Source organism: Gramella jeungdoensis, assembly GCF_023805255.1.
Classification (GTDB): Bacteria; Bacteroidota; Bacteroidia; order Flavobacteriales; family Flavobacteriaceae; genus Christiangramia; species Christiangramia jeungdoensis.
The window spans coordinates 21,631-42,228 of sequence record NZ_JAMSCK010000003.1 but is presented as its reverse complement, the minus strand read 5'-3'; the positions used below and the strand labels follow the sequence as shown (position 1 = coordinate 42,228).

Annotated in this window: 15 protein-coding genes; 7 read left to right on the top strand and 8 right to left on the bottom strand. The window is 40.5% G+C overall.

The features are described from left to right. Positions 1 to 7 precede the first annotated feature (7 nt). Genes NE848_RS07855 through NE848_RS07845 form a run of 3 tightly spaced genes read left to right on the top strand, consistent with a single transcriptional unit; the run spans position 8 to position 1,353 of the window. Positions 8 to 457, top strand: coding sequence for a FixH family protein (locus tag NE848_RS07855; RefSeq protein WP_252112213.1), 450 nt, complete (start codon positions 8 to 10; stop codon positions 455 to 457). Then, a complete protein-coding gene (locus NE848_RS07850) occupies positions 458 to 1,168 on the top strand; it encodes a sulfite exporter TauE/SafE family protein (RefSeq protein ID WP_252112211.1) in 711 nt (236 codons plus the stop codon). It abuts the gene before it with no gap. Positions 1,169 to 1,194: 26 nt separating this feature from the next. Then, positions 1,195 to 1,353, top strand: coding sequence for a hypothetical protein (locus NE848_RS07845; protein WP_252112209.1), 159 nt, complete (start codon positions 1,195 to 1,197; stop codon positions 1,351 to 1,353). A 159-nt stretch (positions 1,354 to 1,512) separates the two neighbouring features. Here the strand turns inward: NE848_RS07845 and NE848_RS07840 are convergent, their stop codons facing one another. After that, positions 1,513 to 2,244, bottom strand: a complete 732-nt coding sequence (locus tag NE848_RS07840) for a hypothetical protein (RefSeq protein ID WP_252112207.1) — start codon at positions 2,242 to 2,244, stop codon at positions 1,513 to 1,515. A 180-nt stretch (positions 2,245 to 2,424) separates the two neighbouring features. On the opposite strand from NE848_RS07840, the gene NE848_RS07835 reads away from it, so the two are divergent. Beyond that, the gene (locus NE848_RS07835) at positions 2,425 to 6,276 is read left to right on the top strand and encodes a triple tyrosine motif-containing protein (protein WP_252112205.1); all 3,852 of its coding nucleotides are present in this window, start codon (positions 2,425 to 2,427) and stop codon (positions 6,274 to 6,276) included. Positions 6,277 to 6,345: 69 nt separating this feature from the next. On the opposite strand, the gene NE848_RS07830 is transcribed toward NE848_RS07835, so the two are convergent. The 4 genes from NE848_RS07830 to NE848_RS07815 all read right to left on the bottom strand — a co-directional run bounded on the left by NE848_RS07830 (position 6,346) and on the right by NE848_RS07815 (position 14,321). Next, the gene (locus NE848_RS07830) at positions 6,346 to 8,745 is read right to left on the bottom strand and encodes a glycoside hydrolase family 31 protein (RefSeq protein WP_252112203.1); all 2,400 of its coding nucleotides are present in this window, start codon (positions 8,743 to 8,745) and stop codon (positions 6,346 to 6,348) included. 64 nt (positions 8,746 to 8,809) lie between these two features. Further along, the gene (glgB, locus tag NE848_RS07825) at positions 8,810 to 10,717 is read right to left on the bottom strand and encodes a 1,4-alpha-glucan branching protein GlgB (protein WP_252112201.1); all 1,908 of its coding nucleotides are present in this window, start codon (positions 10,715 to 10,717) and stop codon (positions 8,810 to 8,812) included. 9 nt (positions 10,718 to 10,726) lie between these two features. Then, positions 10,727 to 12,373: a maltokinase N-terminal cap-like domain-containing protein gene (locus tag NE848_RS07820; RefSeq protein WP_252112199.1), complete on the bottom strand. Its 1,647-nt coding sequence runs from the start codon at positions 12,371 to 12,373 to the stop codon at positions 10,727 to 10,729. 4 nt (positions 12,374 to 12,377) lie between these two features. After that, positions 12,378 to 14,321: an alpha-1,4-glucan--maltose-1-phosphate maltosyltransferase gene (locus NE848_RS07815; RefSeq protein ID WP_252112197.1), complete on the bottom strand. Its 1,944-nt coding sequence runs from the start codon at positions 14,319 to 14,321 to the stop codon at positions 12,378 to 12,380. Positions 14,322 to 14,567: 246 nt separating this feature from the next. Between NE848_RS07815 and NE848_RS07810 the strand changes: the two genes are divergently transcribed. Then, positions 14,568 to 15,548 (top strand): hypothetical protein, encoded by a 981-nt coding sequence (locus tag NE848_RS07810; RefSeq protein ID WP_252112195.1) that lies wholly within the window; start codon positions 14,568 to 14,570, stop codon positions 15,546 to 15,548. A 136-nt stretch (positions 15,549 to 15,684) separates the two neighbouring features. Here NE848_RS07810 and NE848_RS07805 read toward each other — a convergent pair whose 3' ends face one another. Continuing rightward, positions 15,685 to 16,269 (bottom strand): c-type cytochrome, encoded by a 585-nt coding sequence (locus NE848_RS07805; protein WP_252112193.1) that lies wholly within the window; start codon positions 16,267 to 16,269, stop codon positions 15,685 to 15,687. Between the two features lie 176 nt (positions 16,270 to 16,445). On the opposite strand from NE848_RS07805, the gene NE848_RS07800 reads away from it, so the two are divergent. Continuing rightward, positions 16,446 to 16,910 (top strand): RNA methyltransferase, encoded by a 465-nt coding sequence (locus NE848_RS07800; protein ID WP_252112191.1) that lies wholly within the window; start codon positions 16,446 to 16,448, stop codon positions 16,908 to 16,910. Here NE848_RS07800 and NE848_RS07795 read toward each other — a convergent pair whose 3' ends face one another. Further along, a complete protein-coding gene (locus NE848_RS07795) occupies positions 16,911 to 18,362 on the bottom strand; it encodes a TonB-dependent receptor (protein ID WP_252112189.1) in 1,452 nt (483 codons plus the stop codon). A gap of 277 nt (positions 18,363 to 18,639) precedes the next feature. On the opposite strand from NE848_RS07795, the gene NE848_RS07790 reads away from it, so the two are divergent. Next, the gene (locus NE848_RS07790; protein WP_252112187.1) at positions 18,640 to 19,047 is read left to right on the top strand and encodes a VOC family protein; all 408 of its coding nucleotides are present in this window, start codon (positions 18,640 to 18,642) and stop codon (positions 19,045 to 19,047) included. A 2-nt stretch (positions 19,048 to 19,049) separates the two neighbouring features. Here the strand turns inward: NE848_RS07790 and NE848_RS07785 are convergent, their stop codons facing one another. Beyond that, a complete protein-coding gene (locus tag NE848_RS07785; RefSeq protein WP_252112185.1) occupies positions 19,050 to 20,591 on the bottom strand; it encodes a SulP family inorganic anion transporter in 1,542 nt (513 codons plus the stop codon). Positions 20,592 to 20,598 lie beyond the last annotated feature (7 nt).

Sequence of the window (20,598 nt, the reverse complement as noted above, 5' to 3'; positions counted from 1 at the left end):
AAAGATTATGAAGATCAATTGGGGAACAGGACTGGTTATTGGGATGCTCGCTTTTATCTCTTTCATCATGTATTTTGTGGTGACCATGATGAGCAGTAAGGATTACGATCACGACCTCGTGGTTGAGGATTATTATAAAGCCGAGCTTCACTACCAGCAGGATATTGATGCTGAAAGAAATGCTCTTGGTATGGAGGAAAATATCAGCCTTAAAAATGATAATGGAAAACTGTTATTAATTTTTCCCGAAAACATGTTAACACAAGAAATGGAAGGAGTGATTTCTCTCTACCGCCCTTCTAATAAAGCACTTGATTTCGAGATCCCGCTTTCTGAGGTAAATACCAGGGAATATCTAATTCCTGAGGATAAACTGGTTGAAGGCCGGTGGAATGTGAGTGTAAGCTGGAACTCTGAGGGAAAGGAATTTTTATTTAAAAAGGAGATCATTTTTTAAATGTTGGTATCTGCGTTGATATTCGGATTGTTAGGAAGTTTCCACTGTATGGGCATGTGCGGACCTATAGCTTTCCTGTTGCCTGTAGACAGGCAAAACAGCATCCGTAAATTCCTGCAGATCATGTTATATCATCTTGGAAGGATAACGTCCTATTCGATCATTGGTGTTGCCTTTGGCCTGGTAGGTAAGAGCCTTTCTCTGTTCGGCTTGCAGCAGCAGTTGTCCATAATCATCGGAGTTTTAATGCTAGTATTTCTCATGGTTCCTTCCCGGAAATTAGGTGGAAATAAACTATCGGCTATCTGGATGAAGTCCGTAGGAAAACTCAAGAATTCGCTTGGAAGGGAATTAAGGAAAAAACGTCTGGATACTTTTTTTAGCGTTGGCTTTTTAAACGGATTTCTACCCTGCGGACTGGTTTATATGGCTGTTTTTGGAGCTATAGCGAGCGGAAATGCAGCTAACGGAGCCTTATATATGATGTTGTTTGGATTGGGTACCATTCCTTTGATGACGGGAGCAATCTGGATAGGGAATTTTATCTCAGTGAACGTGAGAAAATATATCCGCCGTATGATTCCCTTATTTCTAGGGATAATTGCGGTAATGTTTATAATAAGGGGTCTGGGGCTCGGTATACCATATCTCTCGCCAAAACAGCAGGGAGAAAAGATTTCTGCTAATTATGAATGCCAACCAACAAATTAAATTATAAACCACTAACCTCGTAGATTATGCTTTTAAATTTATTAATACCCCTCGTAAACTGGAACCTGGGCACAGGAATGATCATGTTTTTTGGCCTGGTTTGTATTGGTCTGATGCTTACTGTGCATAGTATGATTAACAGTGGAAAAAATAAAAACCAGGATAAAGGAGGTGAAAATAAATGACAGGAATAGGGGAAATCCCGTATTTTTCGTCAATAAAATCCTAAGGATAGGATTTAGAAATTTTACTTCGTAACTTTAAACGTTGTTATCCTTCTATAGGATAGCAGAAAGGCTAGTCGGCTATGCGTTTGTATAACGATTAGCCTTTTTTATATGATTCTAGGAAGTACTATTGATAAGTGTTACTAATTTATTGACATCTTCAATATCTCTTAAATTTAAATCATTCCTTTTAACCAAATTCATGATTTCCTTTTTATCTATCCCTAATTGTTTGATAATATTTCGTTCGTTTAATCTTTCAATCTTTGAAGGCAGGTTTTCATTATTAAAAAATAGATAATAGTCTATTGAGGATTCCAGCTCCGGCTTTTTTTCAACATGAAAACTGGTTTTAGCCCTTTCACCGGGGATATATGTACAGGAGTGCTTTTTAAGTAAGTCGATTCTTTTTCCATCTTCCATAATTTCAAAATAGGCCTGTTCTATTTTCTTTTCTGAATTTAAATATGGCAGCACTTTAAATCTTTTATTATTTATAAAAACCTTTAATGAGGGGGATTTACGCAATTCCATTATTTTATCATCCTGGGTTAAAACCTCCATAACGTCATTATAAATATTATATCTAAGGAAATATGCTCCCAAACTACTATCTGCCTGAAAAATCTGTCCTTTTATGAATTCTTCTTTCAGGTAGGGGCTTCCATCCATTTCACTCAAAGGAATGGGGGTGTTAATTTTCTTTTTAAAATCCTGGAACATATCCAGGTACCGGTTATTGTGATCGCCGGATCCTGTGATAATTCCTGAGTTAACTTTTTGGCCATTTACCGTTAAAAATAAGAACAGGATAAAAGGGAATACGATTATATTTTTTCTCAATCTCATGATATTATTTTAATAGGATTTAAAATATACGAAAATTTCATTCAATGAGATGTCTGATTTTATGTGTCATGCATTGTTAATATCCTCTTAATAAATCCCTTTCAAAACTTTAGAAAACAGGGCTTTATAAGTCTGATAATTCCTAAATTATCCCAGTTTACATTATTTAAAATTTGAGATTTGGGGCATTTTAAATTTAAAATTCTGTATTCCCTTTTGTTGGTTTTGGGAATTACCGGTAGGCTTATCGGGCAGGATGCAGGTTCAGTTAAAAGAGTAAAGGCCATCGATCCTTTTATAAGGGCTGCGGAGGTACACATCCAGCAGGATTCTAAAGATGACCTTTGGATCACTACTCCTGTTAAGGTCTTAAAGTACAATTCAGTTAAGGTTGTCGACTTTAATAAATTTCGTGGGATTCCACGCGAAATTGGCGATGAATTCATAGCTACATATTCCGATTCTGAAGATCAAACCTGGCTTGCCGGTAACCAGGGACTCGCTATTCGCCATCCTGAAAATGACAGCTTCAAATTTGTAAGTGATGTTACTGGAAGAATCTACGCTTTGCGCGAGGATTCCGGAAAACAATTATGGATAGCCGCTGAAAATGGAATCTTTAAGCTTAAAGTTGATTCCCCAAAAAAGGATTACGGGATCTCACGTTTCCTTTCAGAAAATACGGTAGCTGCAGATGTGGTACTCTTTGGAAATTTGGTGGTGTTTGCTGGGCCTAATGGGATATTAACTATAGATCGCCGATCCGGGAAGTTTGAAAAGATCGATATGGGGTATTATCAGAATCTTCATATCACCAGTGTCTTAGCCCTTAATGATATGGTGATATTTGGGACCCTGCGTCAGGGTCTGTATAAAACCGATAGAGACTTTAAGAATATTCAAAAGCTTTATTCAATTCCCTACAATATTGCGCAAAAGGAGATTACAGCTCTTCAGGAATTCAATGATGAGATCATAGTTTCTACTAATGGAGCTGGCATAATTCGCCTGAACAAAAAACTGGAACTGGTTCAGGAAGAGACTAACATATATCCTCAAAATGTCTATGGGAGTTTCCTTAACCATCAAAACCTTTTCTGGATCGTTGCCAAGGAGGGACTTTTTATTCAGAATTTCTCTGGCTTTGCTGTAGAAAAGCTTCAGAATGATGCGGCAAGATATTCCAGCCTGGCCGATGACTTTGTTACGGCAGAAGAAAAAGACTCGCAGGGAAATATATGGTTTGGAACAGGAAAAGGGATCAGTATCTGGAATTCTGAAACCGACCGCTGGAGACATATCGAAAACCTCAATTATAGCCGGCATATGAACGCGCCTGATGATATTACAGATCTTGCTGCTGTAGATGAACATATGTGGGTAGCCACATCTAAAGACGGGGTCTACAAGATCAATATAAACACGCTTTTAAGAGCCCATTATTCGGTAGATGCGTTATACAAAACAAAGATTCAGGCCGCGAAAAGTCTTTTTATCGATGCCGAAAAAAATGTCTGGATAGGTGGGGAAGATGGTTATTTAACCGTGATAAAAAGAGACAATCAAATCAAGGATTATCCTATTAAAGATGTTCAGGCTATTGCCGAACTGGGGCCAAGACAACTTATTGTGGCTACCAGAACAAGAGTTCATTCGCTCGATCCCAGAACTGGGAGGATAAACGACCTGGAGACTCTTACTGCTGATGAGGACCTTCTGTATTATTCGATCAATGACCTTTCAATTACCCAAACAGGACTCGGTCTTTTTGCTACTGAAGGTGCCGGGCTGCTTGTTTATGATTTTGAAGATGAGATTCTGAAGAGACTGAATGAAGAAAATGGGCTTCCTTCAAATAATATAACCGGTTTTGAATGGCTGGCTGATGATAATATATGGATAGCGACCGATAAGGGAATGGCATTTTATAATGGTGATGAGTTTAAGATATTTTCTGAATTAAACGGACTTAGCACCAATGAACTTACCACCGGTTTTGTGAAGCTCGGAAATGGCAGCTATGCACTGGGTAGCTCCAAGGGCATTAATATCTTTAAGCCTAAAACAATGCTTGCCCAAACCGAGTTCAAACCACGCCTGGAACTTAAAAACTTTCTCAGGCCAGATAAGGATGGAAAGACACAGGAACTGCAACTGGCCGGAATTAATGATCTGAAAGTAAAAGAAGGTACAGGATTTCAAATAAGTTTTGAAGGGATCTCTCATTTGGATCCGGAGGGAATTTTGTATTCCTGGAAACTGGAAGGCCTGGATAAGGAATGGACCAAAGCTTCGCCGGTGAGCAAGGCTGGCTATTCAGGACTGCCACCGGGAAATTATGTCTTTAAAGTCCGCTCGAAACTTAAAGATTCTGGCTGGACAAGCCCTCAGGAACTGGCAATCAATGTTGAAGCCGCCCCCGCGACCATTAGTACGGTATACGTGTTCATGGGAATTAGTGTTCTGGCAATGGTGGCCATCTTCATATTTGTGTTCAGCAGAAGGTCCAGAAGTGCCGATCTTATTGCGAGAGCTGAGCTTAGGGATCAGCTGAAAAAGGAATTCAAAAAGCCTGTTGAGAGCGCTGTACAGTCTTTAAGCAAGATCTCGGCCAAGGCCGATGCGGAAAGCGTAGAAGACCTGCAGCGATTCGCGGCGAGGTTTGACGATCTCTTTCACCAGATACTAAATTTCAATTATCAGGAATCTGTATATGAGATATCTAAAATCAACCTTAAGAAGCATCTTCCGCAGGTGGTAAAAGATATAGAACCGGTTTACAAGACAAAAGAACTCGAAATGATCATTAACGACCAGTGGGGTGAAGGGGAGTTCTATTACAATATGGAAATGCTGGATAAGATATTCTTCAGCCTTATTTCGGGTAGTGCCGGTTATTCTTTTAAGGGAGGCAAGATCATTGTGAATCTTATCGAAACCAGTGTTGGAGATCTTAAGTTACAAATAACAGATAATGGACGTGGCATCCCGATCCATGACATAAGAGTGCTGGAGAAAAATAAGTATTCAGACCCCAAAATGAGATTGAGAGACAGGGGCGGATTAACATATATTCTGAAGGCCAAAGAGCTTATTTCCCGTTCGGGAGGCAGTTTTAGTTATGAGACCGAAAAGAATGAAGGTTCAACATTCACTGCGATTCTAAAGAACCGAAGTGAAGATTACCGTAAGGTTCCGGAAAGGGCTGCAGCTATCTTTAAAGCTGAAAAGTCAAAAGACCAGCCTAAGACAAGTATTCCGGCAGAGCTTAAGAATTTAAGTGAGAGTAAGATCCTTATCATTGAAAATGACAAGGAGACCAGGGAGTTGCTGGGGAGAAACATCGGGAAATACTGCCAGATATATCAGGCCGAAACTGCCGAAGAAGGATTGGAAAAGGCAGGAATGATCTTTCCCGATATCATTATTTCGGCAACCGTTCTGCCCGATATGAATGTGTTCCAGCTTGCGAAAATGCTGAAAAGGAATGTAGGTCTTAATCATATCAATCTTATCGTAGTGGCAGACGAAGGACACAAGTTTGCAAAAGAACAGCTTGACGGACTTACACAGATAGTGAAAAAGCCTTTAGACATAAAGCAGTTATTGTCACAGTTGACCAAGATTCTGCTATGGCAGAAGGAGTTGAGAACTTCATATGTACAATCGCATAATGATACTTCGGCTGTAAAATACAGAAGTGAGAGTGATGAAAGGTTCATTTCCAACCTTACAGAAATCATTATTCAGAATATTAGTAATGAAAATTTTACTGTCCACGATTTAAGCGGAAAAATTGGAATTAGCAGTAATGCTCTTTTCATGAAGCTGAAGGGTCTTGTAGATCTTTCCCCTCAGGATTTCATGGAATTTACAAGGCTTAATTATGCGAGAAAAATGCTGGATAGCGGTGAGTATAACGCGATGGAAGTCGCTTACAGATCGGGCTTTTCAAGTCCCAAGCTTTTCTATAGTTCTTTTAAAAAATTCTATGGCTATAACTTGAGCGATTCTATCGAGAAACCTATTTGATCTTTTGCCCTGAAAGAAATTAGCCTGGTTGAAATTCAATTTCAGCCAGGCTAATTGTTTTTGAAATGCTTAACCTACCAGGTGAATTTCGCTGAAGTCCTTATTCACTATCATTGTGTTTTCATCTTTATCAAATTGAAGCTCTTTCAGGGAAACTTCTTCATTTTCGAAAAATGCTTTTTTGATCTCAAAAGGAAGTCCATGGAACTTCAATTTGAAGGTAGTGTAAGGAGCAGAATATTTACCACTCTTGTGCTGTTGCAGGATTATCTCGTCGGCCTTTCCGGTAAGTTTGAAATTACGCAGGCTAAAGATCCCCTGGCGATACTCATATCCGTCATGCGCATCTTCATAGAACTCTGAATTTTCCTTTCCTAATTTATAATAGATATCCAACGTCATCTGGTCTATCTTCTTTTCGCCTACGTATTGTTGTACTGGATATTTTGGAATAATAGCACCTTCTTTGATAAAAACAGGAATAGTTTCCAGTGGAGCATCCACCCACATTTCACGACCGCCGGAAACCGGTTTGTCAGTCCACAAGTTGTACCATCTGCCTCTTGGGATATACATTCTACGACCCTGTACGTTTGGCTCCTGTACGGGACATACAAGAAAGTGGTTTCCAAAGATAAATTCATCAGACCTGTAATGGGTCTGAACATCTTCCTGATCATGGTATACCAAGGGTTTTAGAATTGGTAATCCTTCAGATACATATTTATAGAAAGTGGTGTATAGATAAGGAAGCAACTGGTATCTTAACTCTACATATTTTTTTGTTATCTCAAGTACTTCTTCACCAAAGAACCATGGCTCCTGCTCTCCATGATCTCCAGATGAGTGTACCCTGCAAAAAGGATGGAATATTCCCAGTTGCAACCACCTGGTGTATAATTCACCGGAAGGTTGTTCTGCAAATCCACCGATATCCGATCCTGCGAAACTCATCCCACTCATACACAGTCGCTGAATCTGAACGTTTGCCAACCATAGGTGTTCCCAGGTAGCGATATTGTCTCCTGTCCAGGTTGAAGTATATCTCTGCCCGCCTGAATAGTTAGCTCTTGTGATGATAAATGGGCGTTTCGGGAAATTGAATTTCTTGACCCCTTCGTAGGTAGATCGGGCCATCTGCATTCCGTAAACATTATGTGCTTTACGATGGCTGCAGGGATGACCGTCATAATCGTGACGAACATCAAACGGGAATGTTTTTCCCGGAACTTCCATTACCGCCGGTTCATTCATATCGTTCCAAACACCTTTTACTCCAATTTCACCGATAAGCTCACGATATAATCCGCTCCACCATTCCCTGACTTCGGGATTGGTAAAATCGGGGAAGTAACATTCTCCAGGCCATACTTTTCCTCTCATGTAAGGGCCGTCAGCCCTTCGGCAGAAATAATCATTTTCCAGGCCTTCTTTAAAAACGCTGTAATTCAGGTCTATTTTTATACCCGGATCTATGATCGCCACTGTCTTGAAACCATCTTCCTCCAGTTCCTTTACCATGCGTTTAGGGTCGGGGAAATATTCTTTATTCCAGGTGAAACAGCGAAAACCATCCATATAGTCTATGTCGAGATAAATGGCATCGCAAGGGAAATCAAGCTCCCTGAACTTTGAAGCGATCTCCTTTACCTTGCTTTCGGGATAATAGCTCCATTTACACTGATGGAAACCAAGTGCCCACATTGGAGGTAATTCTGGCTTACCAGTGAGATCGGTATATGTTGTAAGTACATCTGGCATTTGTGGCCCATAAATGAAATAATAGTTCATTTCGCCGCCATCGGCCCAGAAACTTGTAACATTTCTTCTTTCGTGACAAAAATCGAAATGTGTTTTGAATGTATTATCGAAGAATATCCCATAGCAAAGATTGCTATGCAGGCCCATATAGAAAGGCACCGCTTTGTATAGCTCAACAGTGTCCTTGCCATAGGCGTACTGGTCGGTGTTCCAGAGGCTCATCCTCTTTCCTTTGAGGTTGAAGTTGGTGGGTTTATCCCCGAGCCCGAAGAAATTTTCCTGATCTCTGGAAGATTTACTCATCTTCACGAAATTGCCACCATATTCAAAGCTTTCTTCCCAGTGAAAACCCAGTTCGTCTTCCAGGATCGGCCGCCCGTCAAGTTCATACATTCCCACTCTGAGATCATCTTTTGCAACCTTGCACTGGAATTTTTCTGTTGTAATTATTACATGGGTCTCAGTATCTTCAATATTAAGCTGGTTAAAGCCATGAGGATGATTCTCATCTACCGCGTATGAAAAGTCATTCTCGAAAATACCGTTGGTAGCATATCGAAACCGGAGCATGTTGTCCCGCAGCACGGTAATTTGAAGCCGAACGCCATTTTTGGAGATAAAATTTATGGTGTCCTGATCGTGTTCGAATGATATTAAGCCAGCGGGGTATAGATTCCCCTTATGTTCTAGTTCTGTATTGGTAATCATAGTCTTGCAATCTTTTTAGAAAGTTACAAAAGAAGCTTTTTCAGCTGAATAATTACAAACTTGTTCATAAAATTTGAAAAACAAGCGTACCCAGTGGAGGGATCGTAATTTTGCTGGAATAGTCCCTTCCGTGAAAAGTTTCTTTTTGAATTTTCAGGCTTTTGTTCTTAATTCCTGAGCCCTCATATTTCTTATCATCTGAGTTAAAGATCTCTTTTAATTTTCCCGAGGTCGGAAGACCTATAGTATAATCTGTAAGAACACTGGGCGTGAAATTGCAGACTATGATCAGTGAATCTTTTGGATCTTCTCCCTTTCGAATAAAGCTTAATACTGAATTTTTGTGATCATCATAAGCGATCCATTCAAAACCTTCAGCACTGAACTGTTTTTGGTGTAAAGCCGGTTGCTTTTTATATAATTTATTCAGATCGGTAAGCAGTGCCTTAATTCCTTTGTGGTAATCATATTGCAGGAGATGCCAGTCCAGACTGGTGTTATAATTCCATTCTTCATACTGGCCAATTTCAGCTCCCATAAATAAAAGCTTTGCGCCGGGATGCGTGAACATATAGGAATACAGAAGGCGGAGATTGGCAAATCTTTGCCACTCATCACCGGGCATCCTTCCAAGAAGGGAATGCTTGCCATACACCACTTCATCATGGCTTAGTGGAAGCGCAAAATTCTCGGTAAAGGTATAGGTCATACTAAAGGTGATATCATTCTGATGATATTGCCTGTAAATAGGATCTTTTTTGAAATATTCCAGAGTATCGTGCATCCATCCCATCATCCATTTCATTCCGAAGCCAAGCCCGCCAAGATCAACAGGTCGTGAGACCATTGGGAAGGAGGTAGACTCTTCAGCGATGGTCTGTACTCCCTCAAAACTGCTATATACTTCCTTATTAAGCTCTCTCAGAAAACTGATCGCGTCCAGGTTCTCCCTGCCGCCATGTTCATTGGGCTCCCATTCACCATCTTCTCTTGAGTAATCAAGATACAACATGGAGGCTACAGCATCTACCCTTAATCCGTCCACATGATACTTGTCAAGCCAGAAGACCGCGTTGCTTATAAGAAAAGATCTTACTTCATTCCTTCCGTAGTTAAAGATCAGGCTTTTCCAGTCTGGATGATAACCCTTTCTGGGATCGGGATGTTCATAAAGATGAGAACCATCAAATTGGCCCAGGCCATGTTTATCTTCGGGGAAGTGGGAGGGAACCCAGTCAAGTATAACTCCTATTCCTTCTTTGTGAAATGCATCCATAAGATGCATGAATTCCTGAGGATTGCCAAAGCGGGAAGTAGGAGCGAAATATCCCGTAAGCTGATATCCCCATGAAGGATCGTAAGGATATTCCATAATAGGCATGAACTCTACATGAGTAAAGCCCAATTCCTTTACATAGCTTACAAGTTCATCTGCCATCTCGGTATAGGTGAGCGAACGCTTTTCGTCCATGTTCTTACGCCATGAGCCAAGGTGAACCTCGTAGATGGAAAAAGGCTGATCCAGGGAATTTTTATCCTTTCTGGAAGCCATATATTTCTTGTCTTTCCACTTATAGTCCAGATCCCATACAATAGATGCGGTATTTGGCGGGTGTTCACAACTCAGGGCATATGGATCGGCTTTCTCCAGAACCTGGTCATTATGATGTGACTGTATCTTATACTTGTATTTTGCTCCCTTCTCAACACCGGGAATAAAGCCTTCCCAGATTCCGCTGCCATCCCATCTAACATTCAGGGGATGTTCGCCCTCCAGCCAGTAATTGAAATCGCCTATCACTGAAACCGATTTTGCAGATGGTGCCCAAACGGCGAAATAGACTCCTTTTTCGCCATCCACTTCCGTTAGATGAGCGCCAAATTTTTCATAGAGCCTGAAATGTTTACCGGCTCTAAAGAGTGAAATATCGAAATCTGAAAATAAAGAGTGTACCTGTACTTCTTTTTTCATAATGGGTTGCTAGTTTTTCTTGTGTTTTAATATGCTGGCTATTCCTCTTAAAGGAATAATAGTCCAGCGGGGCCTCGAATTGAGTTCATAACCTAACTCATAAACGGCTTTTTCCAACAGGCAATAATCGAGTAAAAATTCGATTTCCTGCTTATATCCTATGTTAAGATTTTCTGCCTGCACTTTGTGAACATAGGTTTCCATAAATACCCCGATCATGTACTTGTATAATATCTCCCCGGCCTTGAACAGGTCTTCCTGTGAAGTAGAGAAATTTTCATCACTGTTAAAGATGGTAGAATAGATCGCGTAATGGAAAGACCGGAACATCCCGGCCACGTCTTTAAGTGGGGGTTGTTTAACCTTTCTGTCCTGGATGGTGCTTTCTGGCTCACCTTCAAAATCCAGCAAATAGAAATCATCATCATGAACCAGAACCTGTCCCAGGTGATAATCTCCATGTATCCTTATCCTTTCACTCTTCATCCTGGTCCAGTTGAAATTAAGGAAGTGCTCCCGGATCTCCTTTTTTCTATCCAGAAACTCCTTTGCCAGTTCAAGAGCTTCTCCCTCAAGTTTGTGCATGTTGTTTTCTATGGTGTTCAGGCGATTCTGGAACATATAGATAAGCCTGTTCTTCAGCCAAACCGCGTAATCCCCATTGTATTTTGCAGGGGTGAATGCCGTATCCTGCATATCACTACCAAGAGCAATGTGCATCTCGGCCGTTCTGAGAGCCAGTTTTGAGACCTTCAGGAATAGATTCAGGCCGGCAAAGTCGATTATTTCGGGCGGAATGGTATTTATGGGTTGTCGCTGATAAAGTTTAATATCAGGAAATCGGTTCACCCTTATTCTTTTCTTTTCAAGATTAGCAAATACTAGTTTTAGTTCCTGTAACATATATTTCCAGGCATCTCCTTCATTTTCGATAAGATCCTGCATAAGTCCCAGAGTGATGGTGTCTCCGCCATCCAGCGCCAGATTTATACTTCCCACATAGGCGGGTATATTCTTGAATTTACTCTTTTCCGTTAGGAACCTGATAATCTCATAATCGGGATTCTTACTGGTATAAATCCTTCGGAAAAACTTCATCACATACTGGTCATTGTAAATAATGGAAGTATTGCTTTGTTCTCCCCCCATAAAGCGAGAGGATTTATACTTTCCAGGTTGAATCGTATCTGACCTGTGGAAGATGATCTTTTTTTCGGGTTTATCTGCCGATGACTCCATTATTTTATTAAAAACCAGTGACCTGAATTCTTCAATATGTATGGCGTCTATGAGGTGGCCTTCCTTTCCTTTAAAACTTACTGGTGCGATAATAGTTCCGGTTTCAAGGTTTTCTTTAGGACCACTTATAAAACTTAGGGGTATAAAATAATCCTGGAAAAATGCCTCACTGAAATTTATTTCAATTAATACTCCATGAAAGGTGTTTTTTTCTGAGGATATCTTGCAGTGATCCACAACCTCGATATATTTCAGGGTACTCGATTTTCCCGCATACCATCGTTTTTTCAGAATATAGTCCTCCAGTATTTCCGTGCTGAAGGTCTTGATGAATTCTGAATCTTCAAATGCCTCATCCCAGCTGCATTTGAACTGAAAATCTGAAGTATTTACATTTGATGGTACTTTCTTGGACATTCTTTTAATTTTTATGGATTCTGAATAAGTGGAAAGGCATTCCCGGATGTAACTCCACATAACACCATTCCTGGTCCCAGTTATAGGAATTTCCCGTTATAAGATCTTCAACCCTTATAGATTGGCCATCGTGTAGCCCGAGTTCGTATCGGGGTACTTTTACTGAACCATTCTTCTGATAATAAGGATCAAGGCTTACCACCATTAAAGTATGGTTTTCCCTTTCCTGGTCATATTTATAATAGGCCATGAGGCCGTCATCATGGATATCGCAGAAGTGGATATTGTTGGTTTGCTGTAATGAGGGGTTGGTTTGTCTTGCCTCATTGATCTTTGTGATCACTCTCATTAGTTTATTTTCAGCATTCCAGTCCCAGTGCCTTATCTGGTACTTTTCAGAATCGAGATACTCTTCCTTACCGGGAACTGCATCTGAGATCATGAACTCGAATACCGGCCCGTAAATTCCCGTATTTGAACTTAAAGTAGCCGCCAGGAAATAACGGATCATAAACATGGACTCGTTGGCCCCCTGAAGATGATAGGGGTTGATATCTGGAGTATTCGGCCAGAAATTAGGTCTGAAATATTCCTTTAGATCGGTTTTGGTAAGTTCGTTCACATACTCAATTAGTTCATGCTTACCGGTACGCCAGGTAAAATAGGTGTAAGATTGGGTGAATCCCTGTTTTGCCAGTTGTTCCATGATCTTCGGCCGGGTAAAGGCTTCAGATAGGAACAGGGTGTCAGGGTGTTTTTTTCTTACTTCAGAAATAAGCCAGCCCCAGAAATAGAAAGGTTTAGTATGGGGATTGTCTACCCTGAATATGGTGATACCGGCTCCCTCTATCCAGTACAGAACGATGTCCAGGAACTCCTTCCACATTTTCTTCCATTCTTCCGATTCAAAATAAATAGGCAGGATATCCTGGTACTTTTTGGGTGGATTCTCTGCGTATTGAATAGTGCCATCTGGTCTCCACCTGAACCAGTTTGGATGTTCGCTAACATAAGGGTGATCCGGGGCGGCCTGGAGAGCAAAATCCATAGCCACTTCAATCCCCAGTTCTTTGGCTTTGTTCACCAGTGATTTAAAATCGTCAAGATTTCCCAGATCGGGATGAATATCTTTATGCCCTCCTTTTTGAGAACCAATTCCCCATGGGGAACCTACATCGTCTGGACCCGCATTGGTAGCATTGTTCTTTCCTTTCCTGTTTACCTCTCCTATAGGATGTATTGGCGGGAAGTAGAGTGTATCGAATCCCATTTCGGCGATTCGTGGAAGAATGTTTTCACAATCCTTAAAAGTTCCATGCTTTTCTTCTTCCTTTGAGGCAGATCTGGGAAAGAATTCATACCAGGTGCTGAAGCGTGCTTTTTTTCGGTCAACATATACCGGCATTTTCTTAGATTGGTAAGGAACCGCCTTATGTGGATATTTTAAAAGGATTTTTTCAAGACCTTCATCCAGGCAGATATTAACAGCTTCTTCATACTGGTCTTTATCAGTAAAAGCTGAAATAGCTCTTTTTAAAAGAACGGCTTCTGGTTTTGTACATTTTTTTAAGGTGCGTTTCAGGATCTCTGAACCTTCAAGTAATTCTGAAGTCACTCTTTGCCCATCCTCGATTTTTTTTATGATCCCATGCCGCCAGTTCAGGCCATGATCTTCCCAGCCCTGGATGTAATACTGGTAATCTCCCTGGTTTTCAACTTTAAAGAATCCTTCCCAGGCATCATTTATCGTAGGATTCATTCGTGATTCGCTCCAGTTACGTTGTTTCGAATGCTTATAAAATACGGAGGCCTGAATTATATCATGACCGTCTCCAAAAATATCAGCCTCTACATGTACTATTTCATCGACGACTCTTTTAATGGCATATTCACCACAATTTACAATAGGTCTGATGTTTTCAATAACAATTCTGCTCTTCTCCAGCATAGCAATGGTTGGTTTTTTATTCTTAAAAATGAGCTGAATCTTAAATTTAATAAACTGATTCTGAAAATCGTATGTATTTGCAAAGTTGTTTGGTTTTTTGACAATTAATTAAGGTTTGTCCCGCTAATTCTTAATGTGAGTATCTCTTCCTTTTGGTGTTTTGAATTAATTTTAAGAAATTTATTTCCTGCCCTACTCTTCTGATAACCAATACAAATAATACTAACTAACCAAAAGTTGAAAACTATGTCTATTCAAAAATTGAAAATTTTCAGATTCTTCTTTGTCGCCCTTATGGGATTAAGTCTTGTTGCAGGATGTAAAAGTGATAAGGATAAGGATGAAGACAAGGAAATGGAAGAAACAGCTAAAGCGGATAAAAAATCTTCCGCTAACAGTGGGGTCTTTACTATTACCACAAGATCTATGGAATTTACCATTCCGTCAGACACTTTGCCTTCAGGATGGAATACCATCAGGTATAAGAATAACTCTAATGAGGTTCATTTAATACTATTCGATAAATACCCTGAAGGAAAAGGTATTGAGGATGCTCATAAAGAGGTAATCCCCCCTTTCCAAGAAGGAATGGACTTAATTAATGAAGGTAAAATGGAAGAAGCGCAACAGGCTTTTGGTAAGTTGCCGGAATGGTTTCAGGAAGTGGAATTCACGGGAGGGGTGGGTCTTCTGTCTCCCGGCACTGAAGCTCAGTCTACTATTAAACTGGAACCGGGAACTTACATAATTGAATGTTATGTGAAAATGGCCGATGGTACTTTCCATTCTCTACAAATGACTGAACAGGTTCAGGTAACTGAAACGGATAGTGGAATGGAACCACCGGAAGCAGATTATGTGATCGATATTGATGCTACAAATGGGATTCAATTTGACAAAAATATAAGTGCCGGTAAGAAGACCTTCCAGGTAAACTACGGCGAGCAAAAAGTACATGAACATTATTTACAACATGATGTGAATATTGTTTGGGTTGATGAGGGGGCTAATATGGCAAAACTTGAAAAATGGGTTAACTGGAGTGATCCTAAAGGTTTACAGACTCCGGCTCCTGAAGGTTTTAGATTTCTGGGCGGAGTACAGGAGATGAAGGCAGGTGATAAAGGTTTCTTTACCGTGGACCTCAAACCGGGTAAGTATGCACTAATATCAGAGGTGCCAGAATCACAAGGAAAGGGAATGTTACAAACCTTTGAAGTGAAATAAATAAAAAGGCTGTCTAGAAAGTCAATTATCTGTCATTGCGAGGAACGAAGCAATCTTTACATAATTGATAATCAAAGGTGAGATTACTTCACTTCGTTCGTAATGACGCCTGGATTAACTTTCTAGACAGCTTTCTTTATGCTGCTTTTAAGCTGTCAAGTTTGGTGGGAGGTACCGGCGCAGGCACTGCATTATTAACGGGCTCGGTGCTCTGTAAGTATTTGAACATAGCCTCAAGATCTGCATCGTTGAGATTGGCGAAATTTTGCCATGGCATTGGAGGTAAAAGCATTCTGCCATTTTTCTGCCCTTTGAACTTTCCTTCTCTCATGGCCCTTTTGAATTGTTCCATAGACCAGGTCCCTATCCCTGTGTCATCTGAGGTTAAATTTGCTGAATAAGAAACTCCCCATGGACCCGCAAAAGCAGTGAGTTGACCATTCATCAGCATCCATCCACTGTTGAGCGCCTCAGTATTCATTGGAGGCAGGCTGTCTCCAGCCCTGAAGCCCGATAAAGCCAGTTCAGGAATTTCCTCGGGGCCTCTTTCTCCCATTCGTTTAGGGGAATGGCAATCCTGGCACCCAATGGTTTTTATTAGGTATTCGCCTCTTTTAATACTGTCGTTGAGGGTCATTTTCTTTTCTTCCGGTTTGTCTTCATATTTTCCATCATTACAGGAGATTAAAATTGGAAGAATTCCTGCTAAAAGGAAAGACATGATTTTTCTTGGAAATGCACAAAAATTGATGTTTGGAATAATTGTATTCATAATTAGATGGTTGATTAGTCTTTCTAAAATATTATAAGTTTTTGATATTTAGGTAATTATTCGTTGAGTGTTGAGAAAATAAAGATGATTTACCCATATTTTTATATGATGCTTATTTTTGAGCCATGAAATTAGATAACCTTGAACAGGGATTTTTTGGAATTGGGATACAGAACGGAAAAACCCCTGAAAATCTTGGAGTTTTATGGCGTTCTGCCCAAAATATGGGGGCAAGCTTTATCTTTACCATAGGTAATCGCTATGCGAAGCAGGCCTGTGATACTCATAAGGCTGTGGGTGCCATGCCATATTTTCATTACGAGACCTTTGAGGATTTTTACGATCACTTGCCTAAAGGAGCCATGCTGGTTGGAGTAGAACTTACTAAAGATGCAGAGCCCCTTGAAACCTTTAAACATCCACGAAGATGTGTTTATCTTCTGGGAGCTGAAGATCACGGGCTTTCAAATCAGGCCATCGAGAAAGCTCATTACCTGGTGAAATTTAAATCTACTTTGAGTCTTAATGTATCGGTAGCAGGAAGTATAGTGATGTATGATCGCGGTTTAAAAACCGAGTTTTCAACCTGATCAGGAGGTTTCTGAAGATTTTTTGGAGGGTTTTCTTTGGAAAAGATTCTTTTCCCTGATCATTTTCGCAGTAAGTCCGGGGACCATTCCTTCCCATTTCTTATCTCCTTCACGAATCATTTCATATACTTTCCTCGGATGTATCTTTAAGGCTTTCTCATCATAATCTTCGATATCTATCACCTTATCGTTATCGATGAAAAACTTATATAACTCCTTTAAACGCGGATGGACTTTCAAATTCTTACTGTTGGTTATTTTGCCGGTTTCTTCATCCAGAATAGGATAGAGATACACCTTCAGATTTTTAAAGAAAAGCTTGCCAAACGCCTCCAGTATACCACCGCTCAATCCTCTATAATACTTCTCATTGAAAATATCCTGAAGATTGTCCACTCCCAGTACCAGTCCTAGTTGCTCCTTGGTATGCATCGCGAAATATTCAACAACCTTGTAATATTCCTGGAAGCTGGAGATCATTACCGTTTGCCCTGAGGCACATAGTAGATCTGCACGGTCCAGAAAATCCTTTTCATCGATTTCTCCCTCAGCCTTAAGATTGTTCAGGGTCATTTCGAAGATAATAACAGTATTTTCTTTTCTCACTTCCTTTTCGTCAAGAAATAATCTCCTGGCCGTTTTAAACATATCCAGGTTGAGGTTCGTTACAGGTCTAAAACTACCTCTTAAGGTTAAAATGTTCTTTTTATAAAGAGCATTTGCAGGCAGGATATTATTACCGTCTTCAGAAAACATAACAGCTTCGGTAATACCCTCTCTCACCAAATATAAGCTCATGAGCCTGTTGTCCACATTTTCAAACTCGGGACCACTGAAGTTTATGGAGTCGATTTCTATTTTATCCTTATCTAGGTGGTCATAAAGATGGATCATCAGCTGTTGGGGATCGTCGCTTTGATAGAAAGCGGCATAAATAAGGTTAACCCCCATCATCCCCAGGCTTACTTGTTGATGTGACGCGCTATTCTCATGTAACTGTACATGGAGAATGATCTCGTTGTATTCCTGTTTCGGTTTTTTCTGAAAACGGATGCCAATCCAGCCATGTCCTTTATATTTCTTAGCCCAGTCTATAGTGGCCACCGTATTGGCATAACTAAAGAACAGTTTATTTGGATGCTTCACCCTGGAGATACGCTTTTCAATTAGACCAGTCTCATATTTGAGCATGCTTTTGAGCCTGGGCTCGGTCACATATCGATTCTGAGGATCCAGGCCATAGATGGCATCGCTAAAATCTTTATCGTAGGCACTCAGGGTCTTGGCTATGGTACCTTTTGGATTCCTGGCCCTGAAGAAATGTCTTACTGTTTCCTGCCCGGCGCCTATCTCTGCAAAAGTCCCATATATATTCTCGTTGAGATTTAAACGGGTGCATTTATTCTCAATGGAAAGTATGTTCTCAAATTGATCTTCGGCGAGTGCAGACATACAACACTTTTTTAATTTAGCATCTGAAAGTTAGGAATATTAAATGTGCCTGTGGTATATTTTAAGTAATGTTTAAAGGTTGAACTCTAATTTTTAGGAAGGTTTTTATAGTGTTACAGATTAAAAAAATAGATACCAAATTATATTTTGTATAATTAAACTTATATTTAATAAATACTGAGTTTCTTTTTGCTTTTTGAAGAAGTGTGCTCTATCGTTTACCTTAACTTTCAAAAGAATGAAAAGCTTTTATCTTTCAATAATCACATTAATTATTATGAACTCATCTTCAGCTCAAAACCCATTTAACTTAAGAAAGGATCACGATGCCCTGCTCGTAAAAGATGTTAATGTTTCGGCAAAATTTTACCGGGAGATCTTCGGTCTCAGGGAAATTCCTAATGGAGGTCTTGGTGATCATATTCGATGGTTTGAACTTGGAGATAAAATTCAATTCCATCTCATAGAGAGTGAAGAACAGCCTGAAAAGAAAAAAGGCTTTCACCTTGCTTTAAGCACTGATGACCTTGAGGCTTTTATGGAGTTCCTCAAATCAAAGAACATTCATTTCGAGAACTGGCCCGGTATAAAAGGAAAGACCAACACCCGTCCCGATGGAATAAAACAGGTCTATCTCCAGGACCCAGACGGATACTGGATAGAAGTGAACAATAACAGTCTTTAGAACTAAAGCCTGTCTGTTGCTACTTTGTAAGTTGGATCTTCCAGGATGTTCACTTCAATGATCTTATCTGCATTATCCAGAAGTTTACGACAGTCGGAGCTAAGATGTCTTAAATGAAGTGTTTTTCCCTGCTTCAGGTATCTTTCGGTAAGTTTATTCAGGGCTTCGATCCCCGACATATCTACCACGCGGCTTTCTGAAAAATCGATGATCACCTCTTCGGGATCGTTCAAGACATCAAATTTGCTGTTGAATGCGGTAGTTGAACCAAAGAAAAGTGGCCCGTAGATCTCGTAATGCTTCACTCCGTTCTCATCAATATGCTTTCTGGCGCGTATTCTTTTAGCATTATCCCAGGCGAAAACCAAAGCCGAAATGATAACACCTACCAGTACTGCAAGCGCAAGGTTGTGAAGGATCACTGTAACGGCGGTTACCAGAACCATAACGATTACATCAGATTTTGGCATTTTATTGAAGGTCTTAAGACTTGCCCATTCAAAGGTTCCTATGGCAACCATCACCATTACTCCGGTTAAAGCTGCCATTGGTAATTTTTCAATCAGGTCTGCTCCGAACATGATAAAAACGAGTAACATGATCGCTGCGGTTATCCCTGATAATCTGGCTCTTGCTCCCGATGAAACATTGATAAGACTTTGTCCCAGCATGGCACAACCGCCCATTCCTGAGAAAAATCCGGAAAAGATATTCGCAGTTCCCTGTGCGACACACTCCTTATTGCCGCTTCCCCTGGTTTCGGTGATCTCGTCCACGATGTTAAGAGTAAGCAAACTTTCGATCAATCCTACCCCAGCCATGATCAGGGCATATGGGAAAATAAGGGATAAGGTTTCGAAGTTTACCGGTACCATCGGGATATGAAAAGGAGGAAAGCCACCATTTATTGAGGCCATATCACCCACACTCTTGGTGTCGATCCCCAGCGCGACCACGATTCCGAATATGGCAAGGATAGCTGCAAGCGAAGAAGGAAAAACTTTGGTAAGCTTTGGGAGTCCCCAAATTATAAACATGGTAATAAGTACCAGGCCAAGGAATATGTAGAATGGTGCTCCTGTCATCCAAACCATTTCTCCTTCAGCGTTCAACGTTTTAAACTGGGTTAGCTGGGACATGAAAATTATGATGGCAAGCCCGTTTACAAATCCGAAGATCACCGAGTGGGGAACAAGCCGAATAAGTTTTCCAAGCCTGAATACGCCGGCGAGCACCTGTAAGATCCCTGCAAGCACAACGGTAGCGAATATGTATTCGGGACCATGAGAAACAGAAAGTCCCACGATCACCACGGCAACAGCTCCGGTTGCTCCTGAGATCATTCCGGGACGTCCACCAAGAATTGCGGTTATTAATCCCATTACGAAAGCTGCATAAAGTCCGGTTAATGGAGACAGTTTTGCAATCATTGCGAATGCGACTGCTTCCGGGATCAGGGCTAAAGCCACTGTTAAACCGGCCAGGATTTCAGTTCTGTAATTGACCTTCTGGGAAAAATCGAAGAGATTAAGTACTTTTTTCATGACAATA